Origin of the sequence: uncultured Sanguibacteroides sp., from assembly GCF_900543425.1 — a bacterium.
Classification (GTDB): domain Bacteria; phylum Bacteroidota; class Bacteroidia; order Bacteroidales; family Marinifilaceae; genus Gabonibacter.
Genome location: NZ_UQRQ01000002.1, coordinates 92234 through 113364, shown reverse-complemented (window position 1 = coordinate 113364; position 21131 = coordinate 92234). Strand labels below are relative to the sequence as shown.

The following is a 21131-nucleotide window of genomic DNA, read 5'->3' as shown; positions in this document are numbered from 1 at the left end:
TACATTTTATTTTAATGCATTTTGTAAGAAAAGTGCGGATTCTTGTTGTAACCGGGCTAAATGTTGTGTTGCCCGGGTAAAATCGACGGATGTCGTATCCGGTTGGTCCGTCGGTTTTACGTAACGTTCCGAAAGCTCAACATCTTGAAGTAACGAACGGATACGCGTACTTATAGCGTGAATTTCCAGGGCGTAAAAATTTCTTTGATACAGAAGAGAAAATACGGTTCCGTGAAAAGAGGTCGTTACCACGAAATCGGCATGTTTAAACCAGCCGATAAATTCTTCGGGGGAGGCACAGTTGAATACTCCGGGGCGACTGGTTAAAACGGGAGTAGATACCAATTGTATGACTTTTCCCCCGATACGATCTGCTAATTTTTGGGCGAAAGAAAGGGTCTCCGGCATGATTTTTACCTGATAAACAAGTACGTATTTGCCTTGTATTATCGGTTTCACGGCAATGTTATCGAAAGTTTCTCTTGAACACAGGATGGTCGGATCTGCTACGGTTTGAATCTTTTGTTTAACGAGAGGTTGTAGTAAGTCGTTTAATTTAGACTCCCGAACACCGATCGTGTTCAATTGAGAGAGGGCTTTACCGAGAAATTCTTTCTCTTCGTCGTTCAGGGCACTCGTCTCCATACTGGCCGCGTAAGCGATCTTTCGAGCCTCCGGGCGAGAAGAAAACAAACCGAAATAGACATCGTCGAATCCTTTGGTAATCTTCGGATTCCAAATCTGATCACTACCGAAGATATAGGCATCGAAATCCTTCGGAATCTCTTCTTTATGGTAAACGGTCGGAGTTGAGAGAGCTAACTTCGAGCGGATAAAAGAGGAAAAAGCCTTGTAACGTTTTGCCCTGACCGGAAGAGTTAAGAACTCGATAGCGGCTCCTTTGAGTAAATAATAGACATGAACCTTAGTCGTCAAAAATTTTTTGAAAGCAAATACCTTGTAATTGGCTTCCAAAAAAGGCGGGTTATAATCGATAATTTTCACGTCGTGTCCGGCTTTTCGCAAGTATTCCTGTAAAGCGAAAGCTTGAAGAACGGCTCCATAATTATGTGCTCTATGAAAAGTTAATATCCCTATTTTCATATGATTTCCTTTTTTTCGTTTGTAAATCGGTTCATCCGGGAGACTGCTTCCTGACATTTTTTACGTGTTCGGGAGGAGAAATAATCAGCTATAAAGGTAATGATTTTCAGGCTGAACTTGTCAAAGGCAAATGGTACCGGATGTGAAAATATCTTTCGTTGTAGTTTGGCCGGGATAATCAGACGGATGAGCTTTGAAAACATTCTTGCCGGATGGTATTGTAAATAGTTTTTTCCGGTGAATATACGCGGATTGTGAGGTAAACATTTTTCCCATTTTACGGGATAGGATTCTATATTCCCGGATTCCTGTAACTCGTGAAAAGCTAATGCTCCGCGGGAGTTATTGGTGATAACAAGGGATATACCTTTCTCTGTTTCTTCCGGCCATTCGTCGCTTCCCCAATAGTCTCCCAACGTGATATCCGCTGTTCTGGGCAGTATTGAAAACGGGCAGTTGTAGCAACTGGGACGCAATGTCAATCCGCCAAAAAAGAAACGAGCGAAAATATCTTCTTTCTGAGGTATTTTACGTGAACTACCTTGTATGGAAAGGGTGGTCGTCCCGTAAGACTTCATGCCCTGCGTTTTATCACGGAAACTAATGATCCGATCGGCTTGGAAGTGGTGTAAATGATCCTGTAAGACGAGTTCCGATTCTACGCCATTGCATACGATCTCAGCCGTAAGTAAGTTTTTTGTATTGTCTTTTTTCAGGAACCGGAAAAGTCCGGCGATTTGACAAGGAGTTCCGGAAAATAGCACTTTCTCGTTTCGGAGTAAGAGCTTCTGTGTCTCTTTATATATGTTTCTGGTATCGCTCTGGATGTATTTGGAATTTTGTAATTGACTTAAATCGTCGGCATGATGGATAAATTTATGGAAGACCCGATTGTTTTCCAAGACGGCTCCTGCCACGTGTCCTCCGTTTACAAGAAAATGCCGGGCTAATTCGGCAAAAGCTCCTCCGCTGGCACTCTGAAATCTGATGTTTTGATTCAAGGACCAAACGGCGTATACTTTTGTATCTGTTTCCTTGTTCGATGTCTTAAACGTCAGATTCGGACAAACTTTTTCACATAATTTACATTTTATACAAGTGGAGTGATTGACGATAATGTGAAAAAAACCGTTCTTCCGTTTCATTGAAAGAGCTTGAACCGGGCAACAATCTATACAAGCAAGACAGCCGCTACAGTTTTTATGAGAAGGTAGATTAGGCATTTTTCTTTAATTTAGACCGGACGAGTTGTATAAGGTTTATTCCCATCCGGGTTGTTAATGTTTTATGTGTCCAATAGAGATTGACCGCAAGTACCAGTGAGCTGATTCCGTAGAAAATCCATGGATTCGATATGAAATAGTTCAGCAGGGCGACAATACAAATGAAGATAAACAGGGCTCCCGTGATCTGGAATAAAAAGGCGGAAGGACGGTAACCGACTATTTTGGCGCAAGTGAAACCTCCGACAAAGATATAGAGCAGATAGGCAATGAAATAATTTATTCCCAATCCATCCAAACCGAACCATTTGGTACATCCGATCAACAGTAAATATTCCGATATGAAAAAGAGCGATTGGATGATAATATACAGCAATCCTTTTCCTTTGGCCGTGATAACGTAACCGAAGGAGAAACCGAAAACACGGAAAAGAACCCCGACCAATTGCCAGCGAATGATGGATGTTCCTATTTCGAACTCTTTGGAGTAAAACAGATTGAGCATGATAGGAGCAAAAATGAAGCTCGCTAAAATTCCGATACCGGCTATCAATACACCCAATTCAATCTGTTCGTTGATACAGTCGGAGACCTTTGCATTATTTTGTATGTAGGTCATAATCCGGGGCATGAAATCAACCCCCATGGCCGACAGGATCATACCCACGTACATGTTGGATAGTGTCCAACAGGATTGGTATATACCGACCACTTCTATTCCCATGGCATCTTTCAGGTAAATTCTGGAGAAGTAGGTCATTAAATTTGCCACGGCTGCAGCTATGGATAGACTGATACCGATGCCCAACAAGCCTTTCAGTTCCGTCTTCATCTCGGCAAAAGAGAGACGGGTCGGTTTCAAATGTAATTTTTTTAAGTAGTAACCGGTACTGAGAAGCATCGTCAGAGCAACTAAGGCTATGCTTGCCGGAATCGCCGCATCTCCCCAAAGCAGGATAAGAATAATGGTAGATAACGAACCGAAAACAGCTCCGATTATTTGACAGATAGCCATACTCTTAATTTGTTTCAGTCCGTTTAAAACGGCTATTTGTCCGTTGGAAACCCCATTGAATAGTACGACCAGGGAAACAATACATACTCCCCAATAATAATCTGTCGTGTTGAATAATTTTAAACTGATGGTTTTGGAAAAGATACAGATAAATAATGTACCTAATAAAGAGGTGATTAAAATCGACAGGTGCAAGATGGTATAAGTCTTGGAGACTTGTTGACTGTCGTTTTGAGCATTCGACTTGGCGATCTGACGAACTCCGCTTTGGTTCAGTCCCAGGCTGGATACGGTGGAGACCAAATCCGTCACGCTGTTGTATAACCCGTAATAGCCAAAACCGGCGGAGCCGAGAACCATAGCGATGATTTTAGCTCGTATGATTCCGAAAAACATCATGATTACTTTTACGGCACCAATGATTCCTGTTGTTTTGGCTATGTTTGAATAGGTTGACATAATACTTGGTTGAAAGATCGGTTATTTATTGTATTTTACCCACTCTTTTCTTGTAAAATCATATTGTTTTATGATTCTCCCCGGATTTCCCACGCAGACGGAATAGGGAGGAACGGAAAGGTTTACGATCGTTCCTGCCGCAATAACGGCATGTTTACCGATGGTGACTCCGGCCAGGATAACGGCATTTGCTCCGATCCAAACGTCATCTTCTATATGAATAGGAGCGGTCGATACTCCTTGATCTATAATCGACTGATCCGGATCGAGATAATTATGGTTTAAGCCGGAAACCGTGATGTTTTGGGCGAGATTAACTTTGTCTCCGATGAAAACGGGACCGATAATCGTGTTACCTAACCCGATACGGCTATGGTCGCCGATGTGGATTTCACCAACCATGTTGTTTAAGGTAGAAAAACTCTCAATAACGGACTTTTTACCTAAAGTGAACGAATTGAAAGGCACCAGATCCTTTCGTACATTACGGTAGATGACAGAACCTTTTTTCCGTTTTAAATAGAGAGGTTGTAAAAAACGTAGCCAACGTCGAGGACGGGTTTTTACCGGATGAACCATCCAGGCCAAAATAAACTGTTTTAATTGGGGATTTTGTTTTATCCGTTCTTTTAATCGGGCCATGTTCATAGCAGTAATTTTTAGTTGGACGGGACGGTTAATATTCTTGTAATTTGTTTTTCGGCATTGGTTCTGACCCGGAATTCGACCCTTCGGGAAGCTTCTTTGTCTTCCACTCCGTTTTTCATGATCAGTTTACTGGAAGATAAACCGTTCGTTGTAATTTTAGGAAGAATCATGGTTAATTGTTCATTATTTTGTTGGTGTTCCAGCAAATAGGCCAAAACGTTTCGAGTTCTGTCCTGGGATAATTCCATGTTTTTCAGATAGATTTCATCTTTAGAAAGGTTCTCTGCCCATTCACTCGAGGTATGACCTTCTATTCTGATTTCTTCGACGTCGTCGCGGTATTTGTCCGATGTTAATATTTTCAGGTAACGAGGGAAAAAATCATTAAGTATCACCTTGAACTCTTCTTTGAGGGTCGCACTTCCCCGGTTGAAGAATATAATGGGTTCTTCAAAGCGGACAGATAGGGTCGATTGATCTAAAACGGCATTCCATTTTTTCAAATCATCTTTAAACTCGCTCTCCAAATCTTTGTATAATTCGTATTGAAGCTGATTGTAAGAGACGGCAATTTTTTCAATCCTGTTTTTTTCATGAGTAATTTTGATGATATAGATAACAGAAATAAAGATGTATATCAACATTAAAACCGACATTAAATCTGCAATGGAAAACCAATGATTGTCTTCGTTTTGTCCGTTAAAAATACTCATAATGATTATTTTGAGGGTTCTTGTTTGGAATTCTGCTGCTTGAGAATGGTATTGTGATCCTGTGTCAGTTTTTTCACGATGGCTAATAATGTTTGTGAGAACTCCTGCATGGAGTCCAGCTTGGTTGCAAATCTTTCTTCTACATTATTCATCTGTTCTTGTAGAAGTTCTTTGGTATTGTTGATCATTAAATCCAGTTTCTTACAAGAAGCGTTCAGGTTAATGATTTCAGAGTCCAATACGGATTGTTGTTTGTTAATATTTTCATAGTCCGTGTGATATGTCTTATTCGTGTTTTCTCCTAATCTTTCGATAGCCGTTCCGATTGTTTTTAAAGAGTCGGATAGTTTTTGATTGATATGATTCAATTCGTCGGCTCGTTCTATTTGTTGTTTATGAGATTCGATAAGCGTCGTATTCAATTCATTGAATAGATTATTGATCGTTTCAGAAGAGGACGGAGGTACGGAACCTATTTTTTGTTCTATGTTGGATAGTAATTCCAGAATGCGGTCTTCTTGGGAAGAAGAGGATGGGTAAACGTTTTTCGTTGAACGAATCCCATAGAATGCCGGAAATACTTTCAGGATAATAGAGGTCAGCATACCTGCAACAGAACTGTAAAAGGTTGTTTTGATATGGTCCAGTAGTTGTGGAAGGGCGACTTCGATATCATTTACATCGAAATTGAACAGGGCCCAGATAATGCCACAAAAGGTACAAAATAATCCCAACGAGACGACGGTAGAAGTGAGCGTATTTCTATTAAACCAAATCTTACCGAGATAAGGAAACAAAAATAGGATCAGAGATATAAAAATGAATGTATAGCTGTTCATAGAGGTAATGATTTATAAATTTCCAATAGTTTTCGAGCTGTATTCTCCCATGAGAATGATTTTACCCGTTCCAGGCCGTAAGCAACTTGTTTGTCATAGAATGTGCTGTCCTCTTCCAGAGCAAGTAGTTGATCGGCAATGTCATTTTCTTTAAACGGATCTACTAATATAGCATTTTTTCCTGCAATTTCAGGCATAGCGGTTATGGAAGAAGTAATGACCGGGGTTCCACAAGCCATCGCTTCCAGAATAGGTATCCCAAAACTTTCTCGTAATGAGGTATATAGAAAAGCAAACGCTCCGCTGTATATGGCCGGTAGATCCGTGTTAGGAATATAACCGGGATAACGTAATAACGGTTTCAGGTGTTCTATTTTTTCTTCTTTCAGAATGGCATCGATAATGGGTTCCTTTAAATCGGCAATGACTAAAGGAACGGGATGTTGAGAGCGTTCGGCGTATATCCCGTAAGCCTTTAAGGTACGGTTTGTGTTTTTCTTCGGATCTGTATTCCCTAAAAAGAAAATGTATTTATCCGTATCAATGTATTTTCTTGTGACTTTTTCCGGTTGACCGATGGGGTGGAAATGTTTACTGAAGCCGTTGTAAACGGCCGTTATTTGTTCCGGTTCAAGGTGTAAAGCTTCTTGAATGCGCTTGCACTCGAAATTCGATACGGTAATGATTTTTTGGCAAGAGGGTAAAATGCGGGGGACGACAAAACGACGATAATACCATCCCATATTTTGGTAGATGGAACGATTATTGTGTTGTCTTTTTTCCAGAAAGATAATGTCGTGTAAAGTTAAAACGAGCGGAACGGAACAACGGATGGGTGCCGTATTGCTGGTGCAATGCAACATATCGGGTTTTATTTTTTTCAGCGCACGAGGTAGTGCTATTTGTTCCCATAGGGGATAGGTGGGACATTTAATCTCCACGATATGCATATTGGAACTGGGGGAAAGACACCGATCTTCTCCCGGGGCAACAAGAATGAAGTATTCGTTCTCCTTATCAATCTTTTGTAACTCCCGGATCGTTTCCAAGGCTACAAAGTCCATTCCATGTTTGTTTGTTCTGAATATACGTTGAGCTTCGATAGCGATTTTCATACCCCTTTGTTTTAGTTTTACACTCGTGATTTTATTTTATCTCTCCATGTGCTGTATGAATGAATCTTTTATTTACCCCTTTCATGCGAAATAGATTGACAAACATCATGATAAATAGCAGGGGGATTTTATGGATGGCCCTTTTAAAGCGATCGTCGACAAGATAATCGGGTATCGCCAGACAGAGGGTTATTCCCGTAACGATAAATAATCCCCACCATTTTAAGGAGTATTCCCAATGAATGAACAGGGAAAGACAAGCGAAAAAGCCGATACTTCCCAATAGCAACAAACGGGGAGGCATCATCCATTGAAATAATTTGTCACAGTAATCAATGTTAAACGAGAACAGGGCTCCCGGCAGATCACGAACGATCCGACTCCATTGACTATATTGTGCGGCAAGCCATCGGCGGCGTTGGTTATAAAATCCTTTGTTTCCTTGTGTCTTCTCGTCATACACGTAAACTTCTTCCAGGTAATCGATAAAATAGCGTTGTTTTAAAAGTAAAATTTCCAATTCCTTATCCTCTCCGGCGGTAAAGATCTTTTTTATATTTTCTTTGAACCAGTCGTAATCGAAAGCCATTCCCGAGCCGATAAGAGCTGAAGAAAGTCCCAGGTTTACATGTCCTTTCCTGAAAATGGAATTATTAATTTCTTCGCTGACAGCATCCAATACGGCCACATCCGTATTGCGATTTTTGGCTTTTCTATGAGCTTGCATGGCTTTGGAACCGGATGCATAAGCGTTGTTTATATGTTCCAAGAACAGAGAGTCGACGCTGTTGTCCGCATCAAGGATGACCACTATTTGGTAGTCGTTTTGAAGTTTGTCCATGGCCAAATTCAGGGCTTTGGCTTTTGAGCTGTTCTCGTAAGCAGCCATGAGCAGGATAATAGGTAGTCGGGCCAGTTCGTTGTTTGTCTTTTCTTCCATGTGGTCGGAGATAACCACGACATCATACAGGTCCCGGGGATAGTCTTGCCGGAGGAAGGAATGAACGGCTGTTATAATAACGGCGTCTTCCTGGTAAGCGGGAAATAATACGGCTATCCGATGTTGTTTCCGGCTTGCGGGATAGTGAAAAGCCCGTTTGGGTAGTGCAGCAATACTGAATACAAGAAGGTAACCCGTGGATATTGCCAGTATACACCAAATGATGCAGTCCATAATATGTAGTATGTGCTCCATAAGCTATGCCAATTTATGTTTTAATGTGAAAAATGCTGCTATCCCTTTGCCTGTCGCGTGAATGAGTTTTAGCCGACCATGCAATAAATAGATTACTGTATTTTTAGGGGCGGCAATGAATAGTTGATAAAGGATAGCTAAAAGCCGGTATCCTCCTTTCCGATTTCTCCACGCGTACAGAAGTCTGTTCCGGGTCAAATAGAATGTGCGCAACGGACTGTTTTGTCCGGTACTTTGACTCTCTTTATGAAAAACCGTACAACGAGGTTCATACCATAATTCGTAGCCATGACGGGTGATCTGGGTACACCAATCCAATTCTTCGTAATAGAGAAAATAGATATCCGGAAGATATCCTACTTTCTCGAGGATTTCCCTTTTAAATAAAAGAGCGGCTCCATGTAGAAAAGGTGTAGGGATTGCTCTGTTGTAGATATCCTTATCCGGCTGTCCGAAACCGATCAATTGGTTGCGTAAACTGATACGGGACAACGGAGTATAACCTGCAAACTGAATATTTTGTGGTGGAAATGCAAATTTAATTTTAGGGGATACTGCACCGATCTCCTTCTTTTTCTCGATAGCTTCAAGCAAAAAGCCGAAGGTGTCTTCCGTGACATAAGTATCGTTATTAAGTAAGAATATATATTTTCCTTTGGCTTGTCGAATGCCTAAATTATTACCTCCTGCAAAACCCAGGTTGTGCTGACTACGGATTGTAACAATCCAGGGATATTTCTCCTGTAATAGACTCGCCTCATTCGACTTGGACCCGTTATCCACAACAATGATTTCGTGTGAGACGGAAACATATCGATGAAGAGACTCAATAAGCTCGCAAGTATCTCTCATCCCGTTGTAATTTACGGTTATAATCGATATATTAAGCTGGTTGTTCATGAGGCGTAAGTTGTTTGTTGTCAGTTTGTTCAAGTTCTTTGTCGTAATATCTCGACATGTATATAAATGCCATAGCGGTAAATACGATCATACCGTTAGGATAGCTTAAGACTTCGTTGCCGTAGGAAGAAACTACCATACCGAATATACCGCTCAAAAGAGCGGAGCATACCCCTTTTAACTCTTTATTTTTAAGTTTAAACATGATGATATAGGCACTTCTGGCAAGTATTGCCATGATGATCCCCATGTATAGAATTAATCCGATGATTCCGGTTTCGACCCAAGTCATTACCAACCAGGAGTCGGTAGGGACCTGAGAAATAAAGGCTTTGGGCTTGAATCGTTTGGCTTTTCCTCCTCCCAGGCCGAGTCCGACCCCGAAAGGGTGGGAGGCCATATAAGTTTTCAATTGTTCCTGATTTTTTTTCCGGACTTGAAAAGAAGCATCGTTAAAATTGAAGGCGGTTCTCATGCGCCGGATCAAACCGTTATCGTTCCCTATATTGGTATAGTTAAAAAAGAAATAGGCGGCAATCAGTATCAATATGCCTGTCAGTGCACCTTTATAATTCTTACTCAGAACGGCAAAGCACGTGATTCCGGCAAAAGGAACGGCCATGGCACTTCTTGTCCCGGCGATCAACATTCCGTAACCTCCGGCCAAGGCTGCGATGGCGAAATAAATTTTTAGCCACTTGTTTTTCACGTATGCGGCAGAGATCCCGAAAACAATCATGGCAAATCCCATTCCTGTACCGAAATTGGCCGCATCCGGGAAAAAGGAGAAATAACGTACGCCGGTATATATCAGATGGGTAGACGCACCTCCTCCCACGTATAACCAGTATAATTCGGCGCGGTCAAATCCTCTGTTTCGTTGCCAGTAACCTTTTGCTGAAGCCAATAAAGTAAGAAACGCCAAGAGCATCAACATGAGTTTCAAATGGTGGTATTTAGGAAAAAGAGAAGGTATACAGATGGCCATAACAAAAGGATACAAAGCATAGGTCGTGAAAGCGATGGACCAGGGCTCAAACATGGCACTGGGATTGAACACTTCGAAAAGACAATATATTAGCCAGATACTCCACAAAAAGGTCAGGCTGTTCTTTGCTTTGGCAAAACCCAACGCCTGGTAATTGTTTCTTAAAAGCAGAAGAACCATTAAAGCCAGCGTGAGTGAGGTCATGATTAATCCGCTTTTTAGAGGGACATAACGGTTGATGCCCATGATTACGTAATTCAATACGTACAGGGCAATGAAGCTATGGGAAGGGTTTTTTATAAACCATCCCAAAGCAAGCAAAAGAATCGGTAGGCAGGCGAACAGAGTAGCCATCATGATCCCTTTCAGGAGAATCAATTTATATATGATGATGATACCTAACAGTAATCCGATATATAAATATCCCTGGGAGGCCATGAAATTGATGAATCTGTTCCAAAGAGACATATTACTGTTTTTTACGTTCATCGATAGCCGTTAAACCGAGTTGTGACAATCTATATAATAACTTTCTCCAGAATGTATAGGGCGGTAATAAGCCGGTGAACTCTTCTGCCGTATTGCGTTTCGTGTGATTCAGGATAAAGAACAGAGGAATACTGCCGGATAGCTCTTTCAACCGGGTATATAAAGCCTGATCCGTGTTCTTCCAGGTGCGTCTGGAATTGACAACCAATAAATTGAGGCTTACGTCTTGCAGGAGTTTTTGCGTGACGGAGGATTCTTCCAACGGCGGATATTCTACAAGAATAATGGTCATTTTTTCCGGTTTGTTATGAATGCCTGATCTGAGTAAAGAATTTAATAATTCTTCATTCTCCAGGTCGAAATCGCTATGCCATGAAAGTTGTTTGACGTCCATTCCTAACGAGTTCCAATACTCGAATAATTGGTCAGATACGAAACTCTTCCCGTCGGCGTGTGCCGTACTTAGGATATTAACGATATTATTACTATCCGGTTTTAAGTAAGTAAGGATGGAATTACTTAATGCCTTTGTTTCTAACGTCTGGTATATGGTATTGTATTTCCGGTGCTGGAAACTGAAGTGTCGGGTATAGGCTCCCAATACATCCCCTCCCGTGATTCGTTTTGTTCTGAAACTGTTATGCAACGTACGATCCAGGAATTCAACCAATATAAAGAAGCCCAGGATGAAAATAAACGTGATGGCAAAAGCGATGGCTACGATCTTTTTTCTCTTGGATTCTTCCGGGTAGAGAGGAAATTCGGGAGGATTAATGATCTTTAAGGTCGCTGAGGTCATTTGCAAGCTTTTTTGCCTTAACCTGGCTGCATTCAATGCATTCAGTATAGCCATATATTGAGCCTCTATGATATTGATATTACGCTCTTTTCTTTTTAACGTGGAACCGATAGGCGAAAAGTAGACATACTTGTTATCAAGGTCTTTTTTCCGGTCTTTCATTACCTCCAATTCCGCTTTGGTCTTTTCCAATAGAATGACTTGTCCTAACCATTGCTGGAGGATTTCTTCATTGGCAATACCTTCTTTGGTGTATTTATGCTCTCCGTAATGTTTCAACAGATCGTAAAATTCATCCTCTGTTTTTTGAAGATCCTTTTTTATCGGAGCTGTTTTTTGCGATGCGAGAGAATCATTGCTGAATAACTCTTTTTGACTGATTTGAGTATATAGGGTCGAAATTTTATTCAGGGTACTGATGAATTGGGAATTATTTCGAAAGACTTCCGCTTGATCTTTCAGTCTTCTCTCTAACTCCTGAATTAATTTTTGCGTACTGCTATGAGCTAACTGAAATTCCCAGTATTTGATATCGTAATCGGAATTCAATATGGAGACCTGTTTGGTTTCCTCATCGTAATTAATGACCCGTTTTGCGATACTGTAATCCGTCAGCGAGTCTTCCGCTTGCTTTAGAAGTCTGCTGTATCTGGCTAATTCTCCTTCGAAATATTTTATAACGTCATTGGTTTCTCCAAAACGTAAATCTTGGTATTGTTTTATAAATTCATCGCATAAGATTTTTAAGGTTTGATAAGTCAAACCGGGATCGGTAGCGGAATAAGAGAGTTCCAACATATCACTCTTTCCGTCTCTTCTGGCTGATATGTTTTTTAATGAGGTCCGGTTATAATATTCCAGGTTCCAGTTGTAGATGCCGTACACGTAGTTTTTGGGGTCTGCTTTCTCAAACTTATGCAGGTTCTCGAGAGTTCTTGCCTCATTGATGGAATCGTTCGGGCTGTCTTTAACAATCAGGTCCCGTATGTACTGGGGAGCGTGGTTGTAGATTTTCCGGTAGTTAACCGCTTTGATATACATATTGTCTTGTTGCGGATTACCGTTGATCATGCTACGGGCGTACAACCTTAACGATACTTCTTTCAAGGTATGATCGGAATGAATAATATTGAACAGGTTGTCCATGATACTATTCGAGATTGCCGCACTGGTTTGATTTTGGTTTTCGGATAAAATATTAAATCCGGAAATAACACCCGTGTATATGGTGCTGTTCACCGTATAATTACGAGCCATATTGGCCGTTTGCAAGAAAACGATAAGTGCTACCAACAAGGGGACGATAGTCAACCAAAACCTAAGTTTATATATGAATTTTACGATATATAGTATGTAGTCCATAACGTAATTATTTAATTAGTTTCGTGTGAGAAATAATTTCTAATTTGAGGATTTGTGTGTTTAACTGAGCCCGGAAAGATTCATATGCTTCGTAGGCTTCATTTTGAGTCGCCTTACTTTTTGCCAAAACACTCGATGTGGTTTTTCCGAGTCTGAAATCTTTTTCATCTATTTCATACTGAGCCTTGGCAAAATTAAGAACTTCTATTTTTGATTTTATGATGTTTAGTCCCGATAGAATGCTGGAATAGAGCTCGATGATCTGTCCTTTTAATTCATCGAGTGCGATATCTCTATTCAGTTCGGATGAATAGACCCTTGCTTTTTGAGTCTTTACATCCGTACGCATATTGAATAATATATTTAAGGGAATGGCCAGAGAAGCGCCTACGGACCAGCTGCTCTGGGCATTACCGCTATAAGTTGTCATTAGAGGTGTATTCTCATCGGAGAAAGAGGTGTAGTTCCCGAGAACTCCATAAGTATATCCGGTTCTTATATTGAAGAAAGAAAGCCATTTTCTTTTTTCTGTTTTTAATTTGTTTTTTTCGGTCTCGACCAATGTCTCTGTCTGGGTTATCCTGGGATTCTTTTCGACATTCCTGAATAACGTATCCAAAGGAGGAAGGTGGAAATTTAAATAGTCGTCCGGCATGAATGTCAGAACCGTGGTGTTTTGTGCTTCTGCATAAGGTATTCCTAAACTTATGAACAGAACGATGCTAAGAATATATTTTTTCATATGGTTTACTAAAAGGTTATACATTTTCTTTCTGTATGAATGCCGTGAATGTTTTGAATATGATTTGGATATCCATCCAAAACGAGAAATGACGGGCATATTTGATGTCTAATTGTTTTCGTTCTTCTGCGGAGAGAGCGCCTTGATCACCTCTTTTTTCGACTTGCCATAACCCCGTTAAACCGGCGGGGGCCATAAATCGCTCGATGTAATCATCGGAAGTGAGAAGTTCTGCTTCGTAGAGGGGGAGCGGACGATTTCCTACAATAGACATATCTCCTTTTAGGATGTTTATCAATTGAGGAAGTTCGTCGATACTGTACTTTCGAATGATGCGACCCACTTTGGTAATGCGGGGGTCGTTCTCGTATTTTACGAATGCATTTTTTTGCTTTTTATGCCGATTTTGTAAAAGATCGCGTTCTGTCGTGACAAAATCATCGGCCACAAAAATAGGTTCGTTTTCAGAGATATGTTGAGGGGTTTCTATTTCATGTTTTGTTTCGGCTTTCTGTGAAGAATTTTCTTCCCTGTATTGATTCAGAGCCTCAAATTCTTTAAGTCGTTTGTCTGCATCTATATACATGGAACGGAATTTCAAAAAATTGAAAATATCGTAATTACTTCCGACCCGCTTGGATTTATACACGATAGATCCTTTACTCTCCAAACGAATCGCCAGCATCGTAAGAAGTAGAAGCGGGGATAAAAAAAGTAAGGCTAAAAGAGAGAATACAATGTCGAATATCCGTTTCCATAGCGGAAGTTGAAAACGTTTACTCTCTCTCTTTTATCGGTCGAGTATTGTTTCAATTGGGGTAATAGCATTAATATGTCCTGTAAGTTTTCCTTACCGACATGTATGCTTATCATCTCATGCGCTCCGGCTTTAAGATACTGAGGAATATCCTTTTTATCTATTTTGTCGGTCACGACGATAAGATAAGTATTTTTTAAATTACCGTTTTGAATATGGTTTAACCACAAGAAGTCCCGTTCTTTTTTCGATTCTATAAAAATATAGGAAGGTTCTTCATTTGCGTCTTTTTGCTTTGACAGATGTAGAAAGAGCCGAATAGGATTTTCTAAAACAGTCAATGCTACATTCAATTTCGATTGAATGTATTCGCTCCATTGGGGATTAATACCAATATAGTAAGCAAACATAGTCCTATCTTAATAAATTCCTTACTCTTATTTTAAGCTCTTGTGGATTAAATGGTTTCAAAACAAAATCAGAAGCCCCATCCTCTAATAATCCGATACGGTCATTCGTACTTTCCATACTGGATAAAATGATGACGGGAATGAAACTGAACATCTCGCTACTCTTTAGTTTCTTCAAAAAAGTATGACCGTCCATTTCTGGCATATACACGTCGGAAATAATTAAATCGGGAATATTTCCTTCGTGCATCCAATTAAAAGCTTGTATAGGGTTATTAACAGAGTGTACATTATAATCTTTCGATAACTGATACATGATCACCTTCGCAATTTCCGGCTTGTCATCAACGATCAGAATAGTTTTGTCCATAGGCATGCATTTTAGTAACTTGCAAATATACGATATTAATGCAAGATAGCCATATTTTCATTTAAATATATTGTTCTTCTCTTTTTTTTGTGTGAAAAATGAGGAAATAAATCTTTTTTTTTATAAATGATAGTCAATTAGTGGGTTAATAAAAATAAATTTGCCAGAAAGAATAATAGAATACAGATTTGAATATATGTGATTAGTTTGTATTTTTGTAAAAGCTTAATCGTGCTAAAATTAAATTGTGATACTATATGAACCTGACGCCTTCGGAATATAAAATACTCATTGTAGATGACGTGCAATCAAATGTTTTACTACTTAAAGCTCTATTAGGGCGGGAAGGATTTAATATCGTTTTTGCGATGAATGGTGCGGAGGCATTGGAAGTGGTAAAAAAAGAGCGGCCCGATTTGTTGTTATTGGATGTGATGATGCCTGACATGGACGGTTTTGAGGTTGCCGGGCGTCTGAAAGTTGAGCCGGAATATGCAGAGATCCCGATTATTTTTCTCACGGCCTTGAATGATTCGGCCAGTGTGGTCAAAGGATTTCAATTGGGAGCGAGTGATTTTATCTCCAAGCCTTTCCGAAGAGAGGAGTTGTTGATACGTGTGCAACATCAATTGTTATTAGTAGAGTCCCGACGCATCATTTTAAGACAAACGGAGGAATTGCGTAAAACGATAGAGGGACGGGATAAGCTTTATTCCGTGATCGCTCATGATTTGCGTTCTCCTATGGCTTCTATGAAAATGTTATGTAATATGATCATGATGACCATTGAGCCCAATTCGTTGACCTCTGACGTGTTTGAAATGCTGGAGATGACGAATAAGACGGCCGAAGAGGTATTCTCGTTATTGGATAATTTACTGAAGTGGACCAAAAGCCAGTTGGGGAAATTGTCGTTATTGCCTCAGGATGTGGAAATTATCGGGTTGGCACAAGGCGTTGTGGAAGTGTTTAGTCCTATAGCCGAGAGTAAAGGTATTCAATTGGAACTTCATAACGATCGGGAGGCAATAAATGTGTGTGTGGACATCGAAATGATTAAATCCGTTGTGCGCAATTTAATATCCAACGCGATAAAGTTTAGTAATAAAGATACGACGGTAACGGTAAATTTGAAAGTAGAAGGGGAGGAGGTTATCGTAACCGTATCGGATAAAGGATGTGGTATAAAAGAGGAAGATCAGCCTAAATTATTGAATGCGGCGACTCATTTTACCACTTTCGGAACAAATAGCGAAGAGGGGTCTGGATTGGGACTTTTACTGTGTAAAGATTTCGTGACGAAGAATAAAGGACGCCTTTGGTTTGAATCCGTATACGGCCAGGGATCGAGTTTCAGTTTCTCTTTACCGTTAAAGAACGAATAAAAAAAGAGTGCTTCATCGAAGCACTCTTTTTATTTTAGTTGAACTCTTTCAAAATCTTTTCGACTTCTGCCGGAGTAACTCGTCCGTAAACTTTTTCCCCGATCAGAACGACTGGAGCAAGTCCACAGGCCCCTACACAGCGTAAGCTGGAGAGGGAGAATTTTCCATCCGGAGTTGTTTCGCCTACGTCAATTTTTAGAATCCGTTTGAATTCATCCAGTACTTTTTCGGCTCCTCTCACGTAACAGGCTGTTCCCATACATACTGAAATCGGATGTTCTCCTTTCGGAGTCATCGTGAAGAAGGAATAGAACGTTACCACTCCGTATACTTTGGCTACAGGAATGCTTAGTTGCCGGGCGATGATCTCCTGTACTTCCCTGGGTAGATACCCGTGAAGCTCTTGTGCTTCGTGCAGGATGTTGATCAATTCTCCGGGTTGATTACCATGTCTTTCGCATAGTTGAACCAATTCGTCCACCTTACATTTGGCTAATGTTATCTTTGTCATATTCCGTTCTTTTATTGTTCAGTAATTTCTTTACTTCTGTTGAAGTAACATGTATGTAAAAGATGATGTGCCTTTTCGCTCATCGGTTTTCCTAAGTATTCTTCATAAAGAGAGATAATATAAGGATTCTCGTGAGATTTGCGTAAATGTTTTGCCTCATCTTCCTGGTAAAGGGCTTTTGTACGGGCTTTCAATAGAGAAGAGTCTCCGTGGTGAAGCGGTTGGCCGCCTCCGCCGATGCAACCGCCAGGGCAAGCCATGATTTCGATGGCGTGGTACGGAGATTTTCCTGCTCGAATCTCGTTCATTAATTTACGAGCATTCCCGAGGCCATGGGCAACGGCTACCTTCAGCTCGAAACCGTCTACGTCGATGGTCGCTTCTTTCAAGTTGCTGATACCTCTAACGTCTTCGAAGTTAACGTTATCGAGAGTTTTTCCCGTGTGTATTTCGTAGGCTGTACGTAAAGCGGCTTCCATAACACCTCCCGACGCTCCGAAAATAACGGCAGCTCCGGTTGATTCTCCAAGAGGCGAATCAAACTCTTCGTCCTCGAGTTGCATGAAATCGATATTGGTTTGTTTGACCAAGGCGGCTAATTCTCTGGTAGAGATGGAGTAGTTTACATCCGGGTCTCCGTCCGTTTTAAATTCGTCCCTCTCGCATTCGAATTTTTTGGCTAAACAAGGCATGACGGATACGACAATCAGGTCTTCTCTCTTTATACCCATCTTTTCGGCCCAGTAGCTTTTGGCTACGGCTCCGAACATTTGTTGTGGAGATCGGGCGCTCGAAGGCATGTCCAAAAGATCCGGGAACTGGTTTTCGAAGAAATTGACCCATCCCGGACAACAAGAAGTGATGATCGGCAATTTGACATTCTTGTCTCCGTTCAAAAAGGCTCCAAGACGGCTTAATAGTTCGGTTCCTTCCTCCATAATGGTCAAGTCGGCGGCAAAATCGGTATCGAATACTTTGGCAAAGCCTAATTGACGTAAGGCTGCAACCATTTTTCCGGTAACGGATGTGCCGGCCGGTAATCCGAACTCTTCTCCTAAGGCGGCCCGCACGGCAGGAGCTGTTTGTACGATCACGGTCTTTTCCGGATTAGACAGATCCCGAATCAAACGATTCGTGTGATCTATTTCCGTTAGAGCACCCACGGGGCAAACGGCAACACATTGTCCACAGAAAGTACATTCGGAATCTTTCAGATTCTGATCGAAGGCCGGCATAACGACGGAACCGAAGCCCCGGTTTGCCGCACTAAGTGCACCGACGGTTTGTACTTCGTTACACATGGTTTCGCACCGGCGGCAATAGATACATTTACTCATGTCCCGGCGGATGGAAGGAGATTCGTCCACCCTATAAGTGGTTTGGGCGCCGGCGAAAGGAATTTCGCGGATACCTAATTTAATGGCAATGGTCTGTAAATCGCATTTCCCGGACTTCGGACAAACCAAGCAGTCTGAAGGATGATCGGATAGCATCAATTCGAGAACAACGCGACGGGCGTTCAGAACGCGGATCGTATTCGTACGTACGTTCATGCCGTTTTCGCACTTGGTGGCACAAGAGGGAGCCAAGTTTTTTCTACCTTCCACTTCTACCACACATATACGGCAAGAAGCCGGAATGTTTTGGATACACAGGTCTTTCAGGTTCATGTAGCAGAGGGTTGGAATATCGATTCCCATTCCTCGTGCGGCTTCCAGAATAGTAGTGCCTTTGGGGACACTTACCTCCCGGTTATCTATTTTTAATGTTATATTGTTTTCCATGTTAAAATCTTAATCGTGAAATTTTAGCTTTCCACCTTTCTCCTATTTTAGGAGAAAAGTCTTATCTCGTGCTTACGGCTTTGAATTTACATTTCTCCATACAGGCACCGCATTTGATGCATTTGGCCGTGTTGATAAAGTGTACCTCTTTTCTTTCGCCGACAATCGCGTCAACCGGGCAATTTCGTGCACAGAGTCCGCATCCGATACATAACTCGGGATCGATGTGGTAGGTCAGCAAATCTTTACATTTACCGGCCGGACATTTTTTGTCCTTAATGTGAGCGATGTATTCATCGTAGAAATTGTCGATAGTCGAAAGTACCGGATTCGGGGAGGTTTGTCCCAGACCGCAAAGAGCCGTATCCTTGATTACTCGGCTAAGGTTTTTCAGCGTATCGAGATCTTCCATGGTTCCTTGTCCCTTGGTGATCTTATCCAGTAGCTCGTAAAGTCGTCTGTTTCCTACCCGACACGGAGTACATTTTCCACAAGATTCCTCTACGGTGAAATCCAGGTAGAATTTCGCAACGGCAACCATACAATCGTCTTCATCCATAACGATCATTCCTCCGGAACCCATCATGGAACCCGAGGCCAACAGGTTGTCGAAATCAATAGGCACGTCTAAGTGTTTTTCCGTCAGGCAACCGCCGGAAGGACCACCGGTTTGGACTGCTTTGAATTTCTTGCCGTTTTTGATGCCACCTCCGATTTCGTAGATGACTTCCCGTAAAGTTGTTCCCATGGGAACTTCAATCAGACCGACGTTATTGATTTTACCGGCTAAGGCAAATACTTTTGTTCCTTTGGAACGTTCTGTTCCAATCTTGTTAAACCAATTCGCACCTTTCGTGATAATGACCGGAACATTGGCCAATGTTTCCACGTTATTTACGTTCGTGGGACGTTTCAGGTAACCTGCTTCTGCCGGGAAAGGCGGTTTCATCGTCGGTTCACCGCGTTGTCCTTCCATGGAATGGATCAGGGCCGTCTCTTCTCCGCAGACGAAGGCTCCTGCTCCGTATCGTAATTCGATGGAAAAATGGAAGTCGGTTCCTAAGATGTGTTGTCCTAAGAGTCCATACTCTTCAGCTTGTTTGATAGCCGTTTTCAATCTGTTGATAGCCAGTGGATATTCGGCACGAATATAAACCAATCCTTTTGTAGCACCGATACTGTAACCGCAAATGGCCATGGCTTCCACGATAGAGTGAGGGTCTCCTTCCATAATGGACCGATCCATAAATGCCCCCGGATCTCCTTCGTCGGCATTACATACCACGTATTTTTGATCTGCCTGGTATTTGCTGGCAAATTCCCATTTCATACCGGTAGGAAATCCGCCGCCGCCTCTTCCCCGTAGGCCGGAAAGTTTCATTTCGCTGATCACCTCTTGAGGGGTCATTTCCGTCAGGCATTTTGCCAATGCAGCATACCCGTCACGAGCAATATATTCTTCGATATTTTCAGGATTGATAAAGCCACAGTTACGTAAGGCGATACGGAGTTGCTTTTTATAGAATCCCATGTGCTTGGAATCACTTACGGCACTTTTTTTCTCCGGATCTTTATAGAGTAAACGCTCGACTTTACGTCCTTTGATAATATGTTCATTCACAATTTCCTCGGCATCCTCCGGCTTTACCTGAACGTAAAAAGTATTGTCCGGCATGATTTTTACGATAGGGCCTTTTTCGCAGAAACCGAAACAGCCTGTCGCAATGACCTGAACTTCATCTTCGAGGTTTTTATCTTTCAGGCACTCTTCCAGTTTCCCGATAATGTGTTGACTGGCGGATGCTCTACATCCGGTCCCACCGCATACGAGAACATGCATTTTATAACTCATAGATATAAGGTTTTGTTAGGGTTAATTTTCTTGTTTTCAACACAACTCGACAGATTATAATCGGGTTGCAACGATTAAATCGTGTTATAATTAACGGGAATTATTCCCTCCACGAGTTCGTCGTTCTTTAAATATTTCTGAATGATTTCTTCTGCTTTTTCCGGGGTTACATGACCAAAAACGATCGGCTCCTTACCGGGTTTTGTGATTTCGATGGTCGGTTCCGCGTAACAGTATCCCATACAACCGGTTTGTGTCACAACAGCCGCAATCCCGTTTTTTTCTAAATTTTCGATAAAATAATTCATGGTTTCCTTACTTCCGGCTGCAATCCCGCACGTAGCCATGGCTATTTTTATCTGAATCAGGTTATCTGCTTGTTCGCTTTTTTCACGAAGGTCGATTTTAGCCTGAACGTTTTCTTTGATACGTTTAAGATCTGCTAATGATTTTATCTTCTCCATAGTTAAT

18 protein-coding genes and 1 pseudogene are annotated in these 21131 nt (G+C 41.4%); 1 reads left to right on the top strand and 18 read right to left on the bottom strand.

Annotated features, from left to right (window positions below):
• Window positions 1-6: 6 nt before the first annotated feature.
• The 14 genes and pseudogenes from QZR76_RS01555 to QZR76_RS01490 all read right to left on the bottom strand — a co-directional run bounded on the left by QZR76_RS01555 (window position 7) and on the right by QZR76_RS01490 (window position 15128).
• On the bottom strand, window positions 7-1104 hold the full coding sequence (locus QZR76_RS01555) for a polysaccharide pyruvyl transferase family protein (RefSeq protein WP_294139770.1): 1098 nt from the start codon (window positions 1102-1104) through the stop codon (window positions 7-9).
• Window positions 1101-2327: a Coenzyme F420 hydrogenase/dehydrogenase, beta subunit C-terminal domain gene (locus tag QZR76_RS01550; RefSeq protein WP_294139768.1), complete on the bottom strand. Its 1227-nt coding sequence runs from the start codon at window positions 2325-2327 to the stop codon at window positions 1101-1103. Before QZR76_RS01550 ends, QZR76_RS01555 begins: the two co-directional genes overlap by 4 nt.
• Window positions 2320-3801: an oligosaccharide flippase family protein gene (locus tag QZR76_RS01545; RefSeq protein WP_294139766.1), complete on the bottom strand. Its 1482-nt coding sequence runs from the start codon at window positions 3799-3801 to the stop codon at window positions 2320-2322. Before QZR76_RS01545 ends, QZR76_RS01550 begins: the two co-directional genes overlap by 8 nt.
• A gap of 21 nt (window positions 3802-3822) precedes the next feature.
• Window positions 3823-4449 carry an acyltransferase gene (locus QZR76_RS01540; RefSeq protein WP_294139764.1) on the bottom strand — a complete coding sequence of 209 codons (627 nt, stop codon included), beginning with the start codon at window positions 4447-4449 and terminating at the stop codon, window positions 3823-3825.
• Window positions 4450-4460: 11 nt separating this feature from the next.
• Complete coding sequence (locus QZR76_RS01535) at window positions 4461-5162, bottom strand: OmpA family protein (RefSeq protein ID WP_294139762.1); 702 nt, start codon at window positions 5160-5162, stop codon at window positions 4461-4463.
• 5 nt (window positions 5163-5167) lie between these two features.
• Entirely contained in the window at window positions 5168-6001 is an 834-nt protein-coding gene (locus QZR76_RS01530) for a hypothetical protein (RefSeq protein ID WP_294139759.1), read from the bottom strand.
• On the bottom strand, window positions 5998-7116 hold the full coding sequence (locus tag QZR76_RS01525) for a glycosyltransferase family 1 protein (protein ID WP_294139758.1): 1119 nt from the start codon (window positions 7114-7116) through the stop codon (window positions 5998-6000). Before QZR76_RS01525 ends, QZR76_RS01530 begins: the two co-directional genes overlap by 4 nt.
• Before the next feature lie 31 nt (window positions 7117-7147).
• On the bottom strand, window positions 7148-8311 hold the full coding sequence (locus QZR76_RS01520; protein ID WP_294139755.1) for a glycosyltransferase: 1164 nt from the start codon (window positions 8309-8311) through the stop codon (window positions 7148-7150).
• Window positions 8312-8314: 3 nt separating this feature from the next.
• Window positions 8315-9211, bottom strand: coding sequence for a glycosyltransferase family 2 protein (locus QZR76_RS01515; RefSeq protein ID WP_294139753.1), 897 nt, complete (start codon window positions 9209-9211; stop codon window positions 8315-8317).
• Window positions 9195-10688 carry an O-antigen ligase family protein gene (locus tag QZR76_RS01510; protein ID WP_294139751.1) on the bottom strand — a complete coding sequence of 498 codons (1494 nt, stop codon included), beginning with the start codon at window positions 10686-10688 and terminating at the stop codon, window positions 9195-9197. The genes QZR76_RS01515 and QZR76_RS01510 overlap by 17 nt, the downstream gene beginning before the upstream one ends.
• Window positions 10669-12849, bottom strand: coding sequence for an exopolysaccharide biosynthesis protein (locus QZR76_RS01505; protein ID WP_294139749.1), 2181 nt, complete (start codon window positions 12847-12849; stop codon window positions 10669-10671). The genes QZR76_RS01510 and QZR76_RS01505 overlap by 20 nt, the downstream gene beginning before the upstream one ends.
• A 7-nt stretch (window positions 12850-12856) precedes the next feature.
• Window positions 12857-13591 (bottom strand): TolC family protein, encoded by a 735-nt coding sequence (locus QZR76_RS01500; RefSeq protein ID WP_294139747.1) that lies wholly within the window; start codon window positions 13589-13591, stop codon window positions 12857-12859.
• A gap of 16 nt (window positions 13592-13607) precedes the next feature.
• Window positions 13608-14383: pseudogene (locus QZR76_RS01495) on the bottom strand (sugar transferase); the annotation flags it as partial.
• Between the two features lie 379 nt (window positions 14384-14762).
• Window positions 14763-15128 (bottom strand): response regulator transcription factor, encoded by a 366-nt coding sequence (locus tag QZR76_RS01490; RefSeq protein WP_041502301.1) that lies wholly within the window; start codon window positions 15126-15128, stop codon window positions 14763-14765.
• Between the two features lie 257 nt (window positions 15129-15385).
• On the opposite strand from QZR76_RS01490, the gene QZR76_RS01485 reads away from it, so the two are divergent.
• Window positions 15386-16513: a response regulator gene (locus QZR76_RS01485; protein WP_294139746.1), complete on the top strand. Its 1128-nt coding sequence runs from the start codon at window positions 15386-15388 to the stop codon at window positions 16511-16513.
• 34 nt (window positions 16514-16547) lie between these two features.
• Here the strand turns inward: QZR76_RS01485 and QZR76_RS01480 are convergent, their stop codons facing one another.
• From QZR76_RS01480 to QZR76_RS01465, 4 genes are all read right to left on the bottom strand, one after another.
• Entirely contained in the window at window positions 16548-17024 is a 477-nt protein-coding gene (locus tag QZR76_RS01480) for an NAD(P)H-dependent oxidoreductase subunit E (protein WP_294139745.1), read from the bottom strand.
• Window positions 17025-17035: 11 nt separating this feature from the next.
• Window positions 17036-18808 carry an NADH-dependent [FeFe] hydrogenase, group A6 gene (locus tag QZR76_RS01475; protein WP_294139743.1) on the bottom strand — a complete coding sequence of 591 codons (1773 nt, stop codon included), beginning with the start codon at window positions 18806-18808 and terminating at the stop codon, window positions 17036-17038.
• A gap of 61 nt (window positions 18809-18869) precedes the next feature.
• Window positions 18870-20660, bottom strand: a complete 1791-nt coding sequence (locus tag QZR76_RS01470; protein ID WP_294139742.1) for an NADH-quinone oxidoreductase subunit NuoF — start codon at window positions 20658-20660, stop codon at window positions 18870-18872.
• A gap of 74 nt (window positions 20661-20734) precedes the next feature.
• Window positions 20735-21124, bottom strand: a complete 390-nt coding sequence (locus tag QZR76_RS01465) for a (2Fe-2S) ferredoxin domain-containing protein (RefSeq protein WP_286359426.1) — start codon at window positions 21122-21124, stop codon at window positions 20735-20737.
• Between the last annotated feature and the right edge of the window lie 7 nt (window positions 21125-21131).

Bases quoted from the DNA above. Each gene is read 5' to 3' on its own strand.
- QZR76_RS01555 (WP_294139770.1), bottom strand. From the start codon at position 1,104: ATGAAAATAGGGATATTAACTTTTCATAGAGCACATAATTATGGAGCC.
- QZR76_RS01550 (WP_294139768.1), bottom strand. From the start codon at position 2,327: ATGCCTAATCTACCTTCTCATAAAAACTGTAGCGGCTGTCTTGCTTGT.
- QZR76_RS01545 (WP_294139766.1), bottom strand. From the start codon at position 3,801: ATGTCAACCTATTCAAACATAGCCAAAACAACAGGAATCATTGGTGCC.
- QZR76_RS01540 (WP_294139764.1), bottom strand. From the start codon at position 4,449: ATGAACATGGCCCGATTAAAAGAACGGATAAAACAAAATCCCCAATTA.
- QZR76_RS01535 (WP_294139762.1), bottom strand. From the start codon at position 5,162: ATGAGTATTTTTAACGGACAAAACGAAGACAATCATTGGTTTTCCATT.
- QZR76_RS01530 (WP_294139759.1), bottom strand. From the start codon at position 6,001: ATGAACAGCTATACATTCATTTTTATATCTCTGATCCTATTTTTGTTT.
- QZR76_RS01525 (WP_294139758.1), bottom strand. From the start codon at position 7,116: ATGAAAATCGCTATCGAAGCTCAACGTATATTCAGAACAAACAAACAT.
- QZR76_RS01520 (WP_294139755.1), bottom strand. From the start codon at position 8,311: ATGGAGCACATACTACATATTATGGACTGCATCATTTGGTGTATACTG.
- QZR76_RS01515 (WP_294139753.1), bottom strand. From the start codon at position 9,211: ATGAACAACCAGCTTAATATATCGATTATAACCGTAAATTACAACGGG.
- QZR76_RS01510 (WP_294139751.1), bottom strand. From the start codon at position 10,688: ATGAACGTAAAAAACAGTAATATGTCTCTTTGGAACAGATTCATCAAT.
- QZR76_RS01505 (WP_294139749.1), bottom strand. From the start codon at position 12,849: ATGGACTACATACTATATATCGTAAAATTCATATATAAACTTAGGTTT.
- QZR76_RS01500 (WP_294139747.1), bottom strand. From the start codon at position 13,591: ATGAAAAAATATATTCTTAGCATCGTTCTGTTCATAAGTTTAGGAATA.
- QZR76_RS01490 (WP_041502301.1), bottom strand. From the start codon at position 15,128: ATGGACAAAACTATTCTGATCGTTGATGACAAGCCGGAAATTGCGAAG.
- QZR76_RS01485 (WP_294139746.1), top strand. From the start codon at position 15,386: ATGAACCTGACGCCTTCGGAATATAAAATACTCATTGTAGATGACGTG.
- QZR76_RS01480 (WP_294139745.1), bottom strand. From the start codon at position 17,024: ATGACAAAGATAACATTAGCCAAATGTAAGGTGGACGAATTGGTTCAA.
- QZR76_RS01475 (WP_294139743.1), bottom strand. From the start codon at position 18,808: ATGGAAAACAATATAACATTAAAAATAGATAACCGGGAGGTAAGTGTC.
- QZR76_RS01470 (WP_294139742.1), bottom strand. From the start codon at position 20,660: ATGAGTTATAAAATGCATGTTCTCGTATGCGGTGGGACCGGATGTAGA.
- QZR76_RS01465 (WP_286359426.1), bottom strand. From the start codon at position 21,124: ATGGAGAAGATAAAATCATTAGCAGATCTTAAACGTATCAAAGAAAAC.